The sequence below is a fragment of the Amycolatopsis sp. NPDC003676 genome (assembly GCF_053587275.1).
In genome coordinates, this window is record NZ_JBSFNS010000167.1 from 1 (window position 1) to 13,163 (window position 13,163).

The following is a 13,163-nucleotide window of genomic DNA, read 5'->3' on the forward strand; positions in this document are numbered from 1 at the left end:
GTTGCACTCCCCGGGCAGCCCTCGTAGCAAAAGCGCGCAGGCCGGACGTGACCGGCCTGCGCGTTCAAGACCACCTCAGCGGAGCTTCCCGGACAGCTTCAGCGCGTTCTTCGCGATCCGGTTCAGCAGCTGCTTGTCGTGGTGGCCGTAATAAAAATCGGTCAGCACGATCGTCACTTCGGAGCCGCTGGCCTTCGACTCGTACTCCGCCTCGTTGCCGCTCAGCTTCGGAGCGTCGGTGTCGTGGAACGTGCCGTCGCGGACCAGGTCGCTCACGTTGCCCGTGCCGTCGCGGTCGGTGAGCTGTTTCAGCTCCGTCGCCTTCGCCGCGTCGGGCATCGTCACCAGCACGACCGAGACCAGCGCCTTCGCATCGCCGGACTGCACCGTGTACAGCGCCCGCGCCAAGGACTTGCACGGGTTGTCCTGGAAGAACTTCTTGGCGTCGGTGTAGGAGTTCGCGGCGCAGTCGGTGGCCTTCACCGGGCCTTCGGCCAGCTTGTAGTCGAACGCGGGCTTCGTCGTGGTCGCCGGGGGCTCGGCGACCGGCGTTTCCGGCGTGCTTTCGTGCCGGATCAGGTACCAGACGAGTCCGGCCACGACGGCGATCGCCACGAGTCCGGCGCCGCGCAGCAGCAGAGTGCGGTTGTTGCGCGGCGGTCCGGACGGCGGCGGGCCCGGTTGCGCGGGCACGGCCGGGATCGGGGCCGTGTCCGAAAGGCCGGGGGTACCGGGGGTGAACTGCGGGTGCGACACGCGACCACCGTAGTTCACCGCTTCTCCGGCGGTGAGCCCAGACGCTCAGCCAAGGGCGCCAAGAACGCGTTCGACGTCGTCAGGGCCGTTGTAGAGGTGGAAACCGACCCGTACCCGCCCGTTGCGGACGCCCGCGACGACCCCGGCTTCGGCGATCCGCGCCGGATCGGCTTCAAGCGCCACGATCGCGCTTCCCTGCGGCTCCAGGCCCGCTGCGGCGCGCAGGGAATCGGCCAGGCCGGCGTTGTGTTCGTGCACCGCGGCCAGGTCCAGTGACGCGAAGTAGTCGAACGCTTCCGCTGCGCCAACGTGCGACAGCCACACCGGCGAAAGGTCGAACCCGCGGGCGTTTCCGGCCAGGCGCAGTGGCATTCCGTATACCGAGGACCACGGATCGTCGCCGGCGTACCAGTTCGCGGCGACCGGGCGGGTCCGCTCGTGCGCCCGCGGGTGCACCGCGAGCCAGGCGCAGCCGCGCGGCGAGAACAGCCATTTGTAGCCCGCGCAGACGATCCAGTCCGCCCACGCGACGTCCAGCGGAATCCATCCGGCGGCCTGCGTGACGTCGATCAGCACCGGCACGTCCGCGGCTTCGGCGGCGGCCCGCAGCGCGGCGGTGTCGAGGAGCGCGCCGTCGGAAGACTGCGCGAGGCTGACCGCGACGAGGTCGTGGCCTTCGACGTGCTGCGCCAGCTTGGCGAGCGGCGCTTCGGTGACGTTCGCCCGCTGCGCGAACGGGAAGGTGACGCTGGTGAATTCGTTCTCCGCGACGAGAACGCGGGCGTCCGGAGCCAGTCCGCCGGCGACGTTCGCCACCAGTTGCGACACCGACGCGCCGATCGCCACCCGATCCGCCGGAACGCCCGCGAGCCGCGCGAATCCGTTGCGGGAACGGGATACCGCCTCGTCGAAGTCCGACGGGGTGTCCCGCCCGGTGCGCCACCGGGCGACCGCTGCTTCTACCGCTTCGGCGACGGGCGTGGGCGGGATCCCGATGCTGGGCGTGTTGAGGTATCCGGCGGGGACAGCGAAGTCGGTGTTTCCTCCGAAGATCATGCCGGGCAGATTACGGGAGCAGCGCCGTGATTTCACCGTACGACGGCGGATTCATCGGCAGCTCCGTCCCTTCCCGCACTGAGTCCACTGTGGCCAGTGCGGCGGAAAGCGCTACGCGGTAAGGGGTTGAGCCGAGGCTGACCCTCGCCACGCCCAACGAAGCCAATTCCGAGAAAGTGGCTTTCCCGGGCAGGTGCAGCAGATTTACCGGTACTTCGACCGCTTCGACCAATTCGGTCACGTCCGCGGGATCGTGCAGGCCGGGAACGAATACGCAGTCGGCACCGGCGTCGGCGTACGCGCGGGCCCGGGTGACGGCGTCCGCGACCGGGCCGGTGCCGAGCCAATGCGTGTCGGTGCGGGCGTTGAGGAACATGTCCGGGACTCGTTCGCGCACCTTGGCCAGCAGCGCGGCCTGAACGACGATCGGCGCGAGGGTGTCGGCTCGGCCGTCTTCCAGGTTGACGCCCGCCACCCCGGCGTCCGCGAGTTCCGCGACGAGGTCCGCTACTTCGGCGGGGTCGGTGCTGAAGCCGTCGGCGAGGTCGACGCTGACCAGGATGTCCAGTGGTGCCAGCGATTTCGCCAGTGCGACGGTCGCGGCACGGGATTCCGGAGCGCCGTCGGCGAGCCCGGCAGCCGCCGAGACGCCGAGACTGGTGGTGCCGACGGCCGGGTGGCCCGCGTCGGCGAGGGCGGCGGCGAAGCCGAACTCCCAGACATTCGGCAGAAGCAGCGGACGGCCGGGGACGTGCAGCGCGGCGAAGGAGGTCATGTCCGCCACGGTACGACCTCGACGCTTCGGCGGCGGCCGAACCGTCGCCTCAGCCCCCTCGGCTGAGGCGACGGCCCCGGCTCAGCCTCCGGAACCGCCGGAGAACGCCGCGATCCGTGCCGCTCGTCGGCCCGCTACCGCCTTGCGCAGCGCTGGCACCACTGGTCCGGCGAGCTTCTCCAGCTCCGCCAGCCGATCGGCGTGGTGCCGGGCGTCCGATCGGGACATCCCGGCTCCGGAGGCAGCGGCAAGAGCGGCCAGCGCTGCGGCCGATGCGTCTACTTCGGACAGTGGCGCGGTCAGGGCGTGGTCGAGTTGCGCGTGTGCCTCGCGCACTCGCGTCGGGTCGGAAGGGACCAAAACCTTGCGGTGCAAGACTGAACTGCTTCCTTCTTCGAGCAAGCCCGCTGCGGACAGTTGTGTTTCCAGCGACTGCAGCGTGTCGTTCTTGCCCCGGCGCAGCAACGCGCGCCAGGACGCTGAGCTGTGTGCGCGGACGTCGGCGAGCAGGTCGTCGAGAAGGAGGTCTCCGGTCGGGGCGGCGCCGGTCGGTTCGGCGTGGCCGCGCTGGTCGCGGAGGTTTCCGCGCAGCACCAGGTCGGTCACCGCGGCCGCGCGGACCAGCAGGGCCGCGTTGGAGCGGCGGGAGACCGGGCCGCCGTCGGTGTCGCAGGCGAGAAAATACGCTCGCGCGGGCAAGGAATCGCTCATTGTTTCTTCACCTCTGGCCAGATCGTTTCCCAGGATTGCTTTCGCCCGGTGTACAGCCATATCAGTCCGGGCACCACTTCAGTCACCGAGGAGAAGTACGGGCGCAGCAACGCCGGATCGAGACCCGCGAAAAGCACGTTCTTCGCGGAATCCGGCGGCCGGTCGAAGTACCAGTATCCTCGATGTCCACTGTAGACATTGTTGATCCCGTACCGCGGGCCGTAGTACTCCACGGCCGCGGCGAACGGGTAGATTTCCCCGTATACAGCGGTTTCCCGCCGTACTGACTCGGGCAGCGACCGATATGCCTGCCCGACGCCGTCCGCCAGCTGCTGTTGCGCGGTCTCCCCTGCCGCGAAAACGGTGCCGAGCGAAATCGGGCCGAACGACGTCGCTTTCATCGACGCTGGCCACACCGGAAGCCCGGCCACGGTGACCGCCGCCGAAAGCACGAAAGCGATTCCGACGGGGATCTTCCACCAGCGCACCAGATTCCGCCGGGAAAGCTCCGTCGCGGCCGCGGCGAACGGCAGCGAATACAGGCTCATCAAGTAATACGAGCGGCCGTGCATCCCGATGATCACAGCCACGACCAGCAGCAACGCCACCGCGAGGTACCGGTACGGCACCAGGTCCGGCGACCGGAACAGCCGCCACATTCCGTACAGCAGCGCCAGCACGCCGACTCCCATTCCCGCGCCTAACAAACCGTCGCGCGCGAAGGTGAGGTAGCCGGGGAATTCGGCCGCGACGACTTCGCCCATCCGGGTGTAAGCCCAGTCGTGCGTGGCTTGCCAAAGGAACGTCGGCAGGGTGGCCACGGCGGCGATCAGCGCACCCAGCCACAGTTTCGGCCGGGAAACGAGCTTCCTCGGTCCGAGAACGAGCGCGGACACCAGCACCGCGCCCCACAAGGCGGGAATCAGGAATTTCGTCTGCAGCGACACCGCGGTGACCACTCCGGCCCACACGAGCAAGCCGTCGCGCCGGGTCCGGGTCCAGCGCACGAGCAAGAACACCACGAGCGTCCAGAAGAACGGATCCAGCGCGTACGTGGCGACCCAGTGGCTGATGATGATCAGCCCCGACGTCGCGTACGCCCCAGCCGCCATCACCTGTGCCCCGCGCCCGCCGCCGAGCTCGCGGGCGGTCAGCGCGGTCACCACGACCCCGGCGCCGGCCGCGAGCGCCATCGGCAGCCGCAGCACGGCCAGCGAACCGGGGAACCACTGGTCGAGCGCGCCGGCCAGCAGCGGGACGAGCGGCGGCTGGTCGAAATACCCCCAGGCCAGGTGATCTCGACCGGCCACGAGGAAGTACAGCTCGTCGAACCCGTGCGCGTACCGGGTGCTCGTCGCCACCAGCAGCGCGACGGCGGCCGCCGCGACCGCCAGCACCGGCAGCCGGGCGAACCGCGGGATTCCTTCGCTCGTCATGGCATCGAGTCCACCGCGCCGGGCGGGTACGGGGTAAGCGTGCTCGGTAGCGACTCGCAGCGACGAAAGTGGATCATCTCCGGCGCGTCCGCAACTTTCGGCGGTAGTCCGCCACCCGGGCGGTGCGGATCCGGCGCGGCGCGGCCGGCGAACGGATACCGTGGCCCGGTGACCAGCACGTGCCGTTCCTGGCCGCGGTCGACCGACTGGCTCTGGCTGGGCGGCGCCGCGCTGGCGTTCGCCTGCCTCGACTTCGGGCTTTTCCTCGCCGCCGGACCCACCACCGGATTCCTCGGGCCATACGCGACGCTCGTCCTGGAACTGATCTGCGACGCGTCCCTCCTTCTCCTCGCGCGCTTCCCGAACGCGGTGGCCGGGCTGCTGATCGTGGCCTCGCTGGCGATGCTGGCGTCCGACCTCTTCTCCCCCGGCCTGCTCGTGCCCACCCGCCAGCCGACGCTGATGACCGTTCCCACGATCACGCCGATCGTGCTGGCGCAGCTCGTCCGGCAACTGGACCGGCGGCGGCTGTTGTGGATCGCCGGATTCCTCGCGCTGCTGGCGACGCGGCCGTGGAACCCGGCCTGGAACACGACGCCGTTCGGATTGCTGAGCACCGCGCTTCCGGTGGCGGTCTCGCTGTACTTCGAGGCGCGCCGGCAGCTGTTGAGTTCGTTGCGGGACCGGGCCGAACGCGCGGAACGCGAACAGCATCTGCTCGCCGAACAGGCGCTGGCGGCCGAGCGGCGTCGGCTGGCGAGCGAGATGCACGACGTCGTCACCCATCGATTGAGCCTGATGGTGCTGCACGCAGGCGCGCTCGGCGTGACGTCGCCGGATCCGTCGGTGAAGTCGGCTGCCGAGGACATCCGGCGCGAGGGCGCGCACGCCTTGGACGAACTCCGCGATCTGGTCGGTGTGCTGCGCAACGGGACCGGCATCGAACCGCCAGTGCCGAATCCGCCGCTTCCCGGAGAGGTGGCGGACCTGGTCGCCGAATCGGTCGCGGTCGGCATCGCGACCGAGCTTTCCGTGACCGGCGACCGGACTTCGGTGTCGCCGACTGTCGCGCGCACCGCGTATCGCGTGGTGCAGGAGGCGCTCACCAACATCCGCAAGCACGCGCCGGGCTGTTCGGCGACGGTTTCGCTGCGCTACCACCCGGGCGGGCTGGACGTGGCCGTCGCCAACACCAGCTCAGCCAAGCCGCCGGACGCGACGCTCGCGGGCAGCGGCTCCGGCGCGGGGCTGAGCGGGTTGCGGCAGCGGGTCGAACTGGTCGGCGGAACGTTCGAGGCGGGCCCCGTGCCGGGCGGCGGGTTCCGGATCGGTGCGATACTTCCCGCCTACGTCCCGACCACGGAAGGTGCTGCCCGGTGATCACGGTCGTGGTGGCCGACGACGAGCCGATGGTGTGCGCGCACCTGCGCACGATCCTCGGTTCGGCCGGCGACATCGAGGTAGTCGCGCAGGCGCGGGACGGCGCCGAGGCGGTCGAGGAAGTCGTCCGGCACCGGCCTTCGGTGGTGCTGATGGACCTGCGGATGCCCGGAGTGGACGGGCTGGCCGCGATCGAGCGGATCTGCGCGATGCCGGAACCGCCCGCGGTCGTCGCGCTGACGACGTTCGACGCGGACACCTACGTCATCCGCGCCCTCCGCGCGGGCGCGGCCGGGTTCCTGGTGAAATCGACGCCGCCGGAGGACCTGATCGGCCTGGTCCGCGTTGCCGCGGACGGGCACACCGTGCTGTCGCCGTCGGCAGCGCGCCGGTTGGTGGCGCTGTCCTCGGACGGCCACCGCCGCGACGACGAGGCCCGCCGCCGGACCGCCGGGTTGACCGAGCGGGAGCGGGATGTGTTGGCCTGTCTGGGAGAAGGACTGTCCAATGCGGACATCGCCGGTCGGCTGCATCTGGCGGAGGCGACGGTGAAGAGCTATGTGTCGCGGATGCTGGTGAAGCTCGACTGCACGAACCGGACCCAGGCCGGGCTGCTCGCGCACGAGGCTGGGCTCGTCGGCCGTTAGCGCTGTGGGTCGTGAGTGTTTATGCCGGTTCTCACCGGCATAAACACTCACGAGCCCGACCTGCACGATGCCCGGCTCGTCGCCGTCAAGTCACTTCAGCAGCGAGCCCAGGCGCTGTGCTGAGGCCACCACCAACCGGCCCAGTTCATCCGGGTCCGGGGCCTCGAACAGCGAGAGGCCGATACTCGTGCCCGGTGCGTCACGACCAGTCGGCACCACCGCCGAAATCCCCGTGATCCCCGGTGCGATCTCCCCCACCGACACCGCATAACCCCGCGACCGGGCGCGCGTGATCTCCTCACGCTCCCCCTCCACCGGCGGCTCCGCGGAAAGCAGCGCGAGCCCGGCCGAGCCGCGGCCTATCGGGTCGAGCTGGCCGCTGCGGAACGACACGTGCATCCGCGCTTGCCGCGGCTCCACGATCATCAGCATCCGCACCTGCTCGGTGTTTTCGCGGACGACTAGGTGCGCCGACGCGCGACCGGCGTCCGAGAGTTCCTCCAGCACCGGGCGCGCGAGCGTGCGCAGGTCCTGTTCCACCGGTTCGGCGAGGCGCACGAGCCCGGTGCCGAGCGAGATCCGCTTGAACCGGTCACGCCGGCAGAGGTGGTGCGCCTCCAGCGTGCGCACGAGGCGGTGCGCGACCGTCCGGTGCACGCCGATCCCCTCGGCGATCTCGGTCATCGTGAGCCCCTGCGGATGCTCCACCAGCAGCTCCAGCACCTGAAGCCCATGGCTCAGCGTCTTCGACGTCCCCGTTTCGGACACACGACTCCCTTGACGACAGCTTGTCCGGCGACCTACTGTTCCTACATATCGCACGGTGCGTGCGAATATAGCACGTTTGCCGCTCGAGGCAACTCCCCGCGGATCGAGGTCCCTGACATGAGCGAAGTCCCCGTCGAGGACGTGCTGGCGGTGCATCAGCTCTACGGCCGCCAGAGTCACGCCATCGACTCCGGGCAGGCCGCGCGCTGGGCCGCCACGTTCACCCCGGACGGGGAGTTCGTCTCGCCCAGCTATCCGGAACCCGAGGTCGGCACGGCCGCGCTGACCGCGTTCGCCGAGCGGTTCCACGCCGGGTGCGCGGAGTCCGGCGAGCGGCTGCGGCACGTGGTGTCCACAGTGGAAGTCCGGTCAGGACAGTCCGGGGATGCCCTGCGAGCGCTCGCTTATCTGCAGATCGTCGGGACTCCGGAAGGCGGATCCCCGCGACTGCACCGGCTCACCGTGCTGGACGACGAGCTCGTGCGCACCGCGGAAGGCTGGCGCGTGCGCCGTCGCACCGTGCACCGCGAGCCCTGAGAACCCTCGTGAGTGTTTATCCCGGTCAGAACCGGCATAAACACTCACGACACCCCCCCACCCACCCTCACCCTAGGAGCCCTCTTGCCCACCCCCCACCCCTCTCTCACCCCCACCGGCCCCGGCCGGGTGCTGCACCAGCCCGCGACCGCGCGGTACCCGGAGATGCCGGGCAAGGTCGCCGTGGTCACCGGCGCGGCCCGCGGCATGGGCGCGCGGTTCGCCGCCGGTCTCGCCACGCGCGGGGTGCACGTGGTGGGCGGCGATCTCGACACCGCCGCGATGACCGCCACCGCCGACGAACTCACCGCCGCGCTCGCCGCCGAGTCCATTGAGGACAAGCCGGGCCGGATCGTCGCGTCCGCGGTGGACGTCACCCGCGCCGAGGACCACGTCGCGCTCGCCCAGCGCGCGATCGACGAGTTCGGCCGCATCGACTTCTGGGTCAACAACGCCGGGATCTTCCCCTACGGCGAGGTTCCCGACATCACCCCGGAGCAGATCCGCTCGACGCTCGCGGTGAACGTCGAGGGCGTGCTGTTCGGCGCGCAGGCCGCGGCCGCGCGGATGGAACCGGGCAGCGCGATCGTCAACATGGCGTCGGTGTCCGCGGTCCGTGTGCGGAAGGGTCGCGCGGCGTACTGCAGTTCGAAGGCGGCCGTCGCGCACCTCACCGAATCGCTCGCGGTGGAGCTCGGCGACCAGGGCATCCGCGTCAATTCCATTGCCCCGGGCTACATCGACACCGAAATGACCCGCTGGATCCAGGACGACGCGCCCGCGCTGGCGAAGGCGCTGGACGCGGTGCCGCTGCACCGGATCGGCTCGCCGGAAGAGGTCTGCAGCGTGTTGCTGTTCCTGCTTTCGGACAGCTCGCGGTACGTGACCGGGCACAGCCTCGCGGTCGACGGCGGCTCCCGGCATGTCTGACGCCACCGAAGCCGTGCGCTACCCGGACGTCGTGCTCGTGACGGGCGCGGCGAATGGCATGGGCGCGCAACACGCCCGCGCGCTCGGCGAGCGTGGGGTGCACGTCTGCGTCGCGGATTTCGCTGGTGCGGACGAAATCGCGGACGAGATTCGCGCGGCCGGTGGTGCGGCTACTCCGTACACAATGGACGTTGTCGAACCAGCACAGTGGACTCGCGTGCTCGATCGGATCCGCGCCGAGCACGGTTCGCTCGGCGGGCTCGTGAACAACGCCGGGATCTCCCGGCGGCTGGAATTCCAGGACACCACCGCGGAAGTCTGGGACCGCGTGCTGGCGGTGAACCTCTCCGGGCCGTTCCACGGGATGCGCGCGGCGGCGCCGCTGATGCGCGATTCAGGCGGCGGTTCGATCGTGAACATCTCGTCGATCTCGGGCCAGATCGGGTACTTCTCCCCCGCCTACTCGGCGAGCAAATGGGGCTTGACCGGATTGTCGAAGTCCGCCGCGGGCAATTTCGCGAAGTGGCGGATCCGGGTCAACTCCGTCCACCCCGGACTGGTCGACACCGGGCTGCTGGCCGGCGCGGACGCGTTCGTCAAGTCCGCTGTGGACAGTGTGCCTGCCGGAAGGATGGCCGACCCCAAGGAAATCACCGACACGGTGCTGTTCCTGCTGTCGGATCGCTCCACCTATTTGACCGGAAGCGAGGTCACTGTGGACGGTGGTCTCGTCTCGAACGGTCTCTACCATCGCATTCTCGCCGAAACCGGAGGTGATCTCGGATGAGCGTCGACGCTGACGTCGTGGTGATCGGCGGTGGCGGCGCGGGCCTTGCTGCGGCGGTCTCCGCGGCTGAGCACGGTGCCTCGGTGATGCTGTTCGAGTCGGAGAAGGAACTCGGCGGCTCGACCCAGCTGTCCGCGGGCATGCTCACCGCGGCGGGCACGAGCGTCCAGCGCGAACTGGGCATCGAGGACACGCCGGAGCGGTTCTTCCAGCACTACCTCGACCTGAACCAGTGGCAGCTGAAACCCGGACTGCTCAAGACGTTCTGCCGAGAAGCCGGTCCCGCCGTCGAATGGCTGATCGGGCTCGGCGCGGAGATCCCGGCGAAGGTGTCGCACGACGCGCACACGCCGGGCCTGACCCGTGCGGGCGTCGAGGACGTCTGGCGCGGGCACGTGCCGAAGGACCAGGGCTACGGCCTCGTCCAGGTGCTCGACCGCGCTCGCCGCAAGGCTGGTGCCGAAGCGGTGCTGAACACCCGGGTCGAACGGCTGCTCGTGGAGGACGGCCGGGTCGCAGGCGTGGTCGCCGACGGCATCGAGGTCCGCGCGAACTCGGTGATCGTGACCAGCGGCGGGTTCGCCCAGGATGCCGCTTTGCGCTCGCAGTACTACCCGGACGCGGACGCGGCGGGCGAGGATCTGTTCGTCGTCGCCGCGCCCGGCTCGCGGGGCGACCACTTCGCGTTCGGCGAGCAGGTGTCCGCCTCGATCACCGGCGAGGGCTGGGGATTGCTGCTGCCGACCGCGTATTTCCAGCGCCTGCACCACTGGCAGTCCGGTTTCCCGCCGCGCTCGCGCGTGCTGGTGAACGCGCACGGCCGCCGGTTCATGGACGAGGACGCGTCGTACGCGGTGTCCAGCGGCATCATTTCCGCGCAAGACGGTCCAGTGTGGATGGTCTTCGACGACCGAGCGCGCCGCGACCTCCCGCCGGGCTACGCGCATTGGAACGCCGACCACGTACTGTCCGAAGCGGACGCCGGCCGCACCCTGCGCGCCGACACCCTGGAAGCCTTGGCGGGCAAGATGAACGTGCCCGCTGAAGCTCTACGGGCCACTGTGGACAGATGGAACGTCCAGCTCCCCACCGGCGAGGACCCGGAGTTCCTGCGGCACGAAACGCTGTCCGCCAAGGGATCGACCGAACCGCCCGCGAAAATCGCCACCGGACCGTTCTTCGCCGCCCGCACATTGCCCGCCGAACTGGTCTGCACGCACGCCGGGCTGGAGATCGACTCCAGCGCCGCCGTGCTCGACGTCCGCGGCGACCGCGTGCCCGGACTGTTCGCCGCGGGCGAGGCCGGGGCGGGCGTGCTCGGCTTCCGCTACGTCGGCGGCGGCAACGCGGTCGCCAACGCCGTCACCATGGGCCGCATCGCCGGCCGCTCCGCCGCTGCCTGACCCCTCAAGAGTTACTGCTCACCGTCGAGGAGAAACCTCATGTCCGTCCCCGCCGCAGCCGCCACCACGGCGGACTCCCCGCTGGCCAGACGAACCGTCCGCAAGGTCGGCGTCCGCGTCATGCCGATCGTCCTGCTGCTCTACATCTTCAACTACATGGACCGGGCGAACATCGGCTACGCCCAGCTCGGCATGGCCAAAGAGCTCACCATCACGGCCGCGACCTTCGGCGTCGCGTCGGCGATCTTCTTCCTCGCCTACGTGGTGTTCGAGGTCCCCAGCAACATGATCATGAAGAAGGTCGGGGCCCGGCTGTGGCTCAGCCGGATCGCGGTCAGCTGGGGCATCGTGACCGTGCTGACCGGGTTCGTCGCGAGCGTGACGCACCTGATGATCGCGCGGATCCTGCTCGGCATCGCCGAAGCGGGCCTGTTCCCCGGTCTGCTGCTGTACTTGACCTTCTGGTTCCGCGGCAAGGAGCGCGGCCGGGCCATCGCGACGCTCGCGCTCGCGCAGCCGATCGCGCTGATCCTCGGCAGCCTCTTCGGCGGCTGGATCCTCGACCACGTGCACTGGTTCGGGATGAGCAGCTGGCAGTGGGTGTTCATCCTGCAGGGCGCGCCCGCGGTGCTGATCGGCCTGCTGACCTTCTTCTACCTGCCGAACAAGCCGGCCGACGCGAAGTTCCTGACCGCCGAGGAAAGCTCCTGGCTGCAGGCGGAAATCGACCGCGAGTACGTGCCGGAGGAGAAGGAAACGTTCCTCGGCCAGCTGCGCGCGGTGCGCGACGGCAAGGTCATGCTGCTGGCGATTTCCAACCTCTTCATCGCCTGCGGCCTGTACGGGCTCACGTTCTTCCTGCCGCTGATCGTGAAGCAGCTCGACCCGAAGTACTCCTCGACCAACATCGGCCTGCTCGGCGCGATCCCGTACGTGGTCGGCGCGGTCGGCATGCTGCTGCTCGCCCGCAACTCCGACCGCACCGGCGAGCGCAAGGGCCACGTGATCGGCACCGTGCTGGTGGCGGCGATCGGGTTCTTCGGCGCGATCCAGTTCAAGACCGTGCCGACGTTGTCGCTGATCAGCCTGTCGCTGGCGGCGATCGGCGTGCTCGGCTACCTCGCGCCGTACTGGGCGATGGCCGCGCGGGTGCTGTCGAAGGAGCACACCGCGGTCGGGCTGGCCGCGATCAACTCGATCGCCGCGCTCGGCGGGTTCTTCGGGCCGTATGCGATCGGGCTCGCGGCGACCGAGACCGACGTGACGGTCGGGCTGTACTTCCCGATCAGCTGCCTGATCGTCGCCGCGGTGATGCTGGCGTTCCTGAAGGTGCCGCGCGACGCGGGCGCCCGCCTGGCTCGTCCGGTGAAGTAGTTTCGAGTTTGATTATCCCGGCGGCGCGGGTACCGTGCTGTCCATGCAGGACTCCGCCGCGCCGCCGGACCCGGACTCGCTCGACTTCTGGTCGTTCATCGCGCTGGCCAACCGCAGGCTGGCCGACGAGTTCGGGTTCCGCCACCAGCTGGCGACCGAGGTGCTGCTGACGCTGAACCGGGCTTCGAACCTGGTGACCTACGACCTCGAATCCGCCGTGCACCGGCCGCGCGGGCGGTCGTGGTCGGCGTTTCGCGTGCTGTTCGTCGTGTGGCTGGCCGGGCCGCTCGAACCGTCCGCCGCCGCCCGGCTCACCGGAATGAGCCGGGCGGCGGTGTCGAACCTGGCGAAGTCCCTGGTCAGCGAAGGTTTGCTGACGCGGACGCCGGGCGAGACCGACGGCCGCTCGGTGCGGCTTTCGCTCACCGAGGCCGGGCACGCCGAGATGCTCGAGGTGTTCGAGGCGCAGAACGAACGCGAGGCCGGGTGGGTCGAGGTGCTCACCGAGGCCGAGCAGCGCGTGCTGGTGATGCTGCTGGACAAGCTCATCTCCGGCCGGGCGGGCTTCGCCACCCGCCGCTAACCCTTTCCCCAGGCCAGCGA

General features: G+C 69.7%; 14 protein-coding genes. 8 read left to right on the forward strand and 6 right to left on the reverse strand.

The genetic code is table 11. The annotated features are described in order from the left end of the window. Nucleotides 1-75: 75 nt before the first annotated feature. The 5 genes from ACWDNU_RS42555 to ACWDNU_RS42575 form a co-directional block, all read right to left on the reverse strand. On the reverse strand, nucleotides 76-756 hold the full coding sequence (locus tag ACWDNU_RS42555; RefSeq protein WP_370935869.1) for a hypothetical protein: 681 nt from the start codon (nucleotides 754-756) through the stop codon (nucleotides 76-78). A 45-nt stretch (nucleotides 757-801) separates the two neighbouring features. Beyond that, a complete protein-coding gene (locus ACWDNU_RS42560) occupies nucleotides 802-1,812 on the reverse strand; it encodes an aminotransferase class V-fold PLP-dependent enzyme (RefSeq protein WP_449673028.1) in 1,011 nt (336 codons plus the stop codon). Between the two features lie 10 nt (nucleotides 1,813-1,822). Next, a complete protein-coding gene (locus tag ACWDNU_RS42565; protein WP_449673029.1) occupies nucleotides 1,823-2,587 on the reverse strand; it encodes an isocitrate lyase/PEP mutase family protein in 765 nt (254 codons plus the stop codon). 81 nt (nucleotides 2,588-2,668) lie between these two features. Next, a complete protein-coding gene (locus ACWDNU_RS42570) occupies nucleotides 2,669-3,298 on the reverse strand; it encodes a GPP34 family phosphoprotein (protein WP_449673030.1) in 630 nt (209 codons plus the stop codon). After that, complete coding sequence (locus ACWDNU_RS42575; RefSeq protein ID WP_449673031.1) at nucleotides 3,295-4,734, reverse strand: ArnT family glycosyltransferase; 1,440 nt, start codon at nucleotides 4,732-4,734, stop codon at nucleotides 3,295-3,297. The genes ACWDNU_RS42570 and ACWDNU_RS42575 overlap by 4 nt, the downstream gene beginning before the upstream one ends. 168 nt (nucleotides 4,735-4,902) lie before the next feature. Here ACWDNU_RS42575 and ACWDNU_RS42580 point away from each other — a divergent pair, with 168 nt between their 5' ends. After that, nucleotides 4,903-6,114: a sensor histidine kinase gene (locus tag ACWDNU_RS42580; RefSeq protein ID WP_449673032.1), complete on the forward strand. Its 1,212-nt coding sequence runs from the start codon at nucleotides 4,903-4,905 to the stop codon at nucleotides 6,112-6,114. Beyond that, a complete protein-coding gene (locus ACWDNU_RS42585) occupies nucleotides 6,111-6,761 on the forward strand; it encodes a response regulator (RefSeq protein ID WP_370935863.1) in 651 nt (216 codons plus the stop codon). The genes ACWDNU_RS42580 and ACWDNU_RS42585 overlap by 4 nt, the downstream gene beginning before the upstream one ends. Before the next feature lie 90 nt (nucleotides 6,762-6,851). Here the strand turns inward: ACWDNU_RS42585 and ACWDNU_RS42590 are convergent, their stop codons facing one another. Then, complete coding sequence (locus ACWDNU_RS42590; protein WP_370935862.1) at nucleotides 6,852-7,529, reverse strand: IclR family transcriptional regulator; 678 nt, start codon at nucleotides 7,527-7,529, stop codon at nucleotides 6,852-6,854. 117 nt (nucleotides 7,530-7,646) lie between these two features. On the opposite strand from ACWDNU_RS42590, the gene ACWDNU_RS42595 reads away from it, so the two are divergent. From ACWDNU_RS42595 to ACWDNU_RS42620, 6 genes are all read left to right on the forward strand, one after another. Next, entirely contained in the window at nucleotides 7,647-8,066 is a 420-nt protein-coding gene (locus tag ACWDNU_RS42595) for a nuclear transport factor 2 family protein (protein WP_449673033.1), read from the forward strand. Nucleotides 8,067-8,150: 84 nt separating this feature from the next. Further along, a complete protein-coding gene (locus ACWDNU_RS42600; RefSeq protein ID WP_449673034.1) occupies nucleotides 8,151-8,996 on the forward strand; it encodes an SDR family NAD(P)-dependent oxidoreductase in 846 nt (281 codons plus the stop codon). After that, nucleotides 8,989-9,783: an SDR family NAD(P)-dependent oxidoreductase gene (locus tag ACWDNU_RS42605; RefSeq protein WP_370935859.1), complete on the forward strand. Its 795-nt coding sequence runs from the start codon at nucleotides 8,989-8,991 to the stop codon at nucleotides 9,781-9,783. The genes ACWDNU_RS42600 and ACWDNU_RS42605 overlap by 8 nt, the downstream gene beginning before the upstream one ends. Continuing rightward, nucleotides 9,780-11,186 carry an FAD-dependent oxidoreductase gene (locus ACWDNU_RS42610; RefSeq protein WP_449673035.1) on the forward strand — a complete coding sequence of 469 codons (1,407 nt, stop codon included), beginning with the start codon at nucleotides 9,780-9,782 and terminating at the stop codon, nucleotides 11,184-11,186. Before ACWDNU_RS42605 ends, ACWDNU_RS42610 begins: the two co-directional genes overlap by 4 nt. 39 nt (nucleotides 11,187-11,225) lie before the next feature. Continuing rightward, a complete protein-coding gene (locus ACWDNU_RS42615) occupies nucleotides 11,226-12,560 on the forward strand; it encodes an MFS transporter (protein ID WP_449673036.1) in 1,335 nt (444 codons plus the stop codon). A gap of 43 nt (nucleotides 12,561-12,603) precedes the next feature. Further along, the gene (locus tag ACWDNU_RS42620) at nucleotides 12,604-13,143 is read left to right on the forward strand and encodes a MarR family winged helix-turn-helix transcriptional regulator (RefSeq protein WP_449673037.1); all 540 of its coding nucleotides are present in this window, start codon (nucleotides 12,604-12,606) and stop codon (nucleotides 13,141-13,143) included. Nucleotides 13,144-13,163 lie beyond the last annotated feature (20 nt).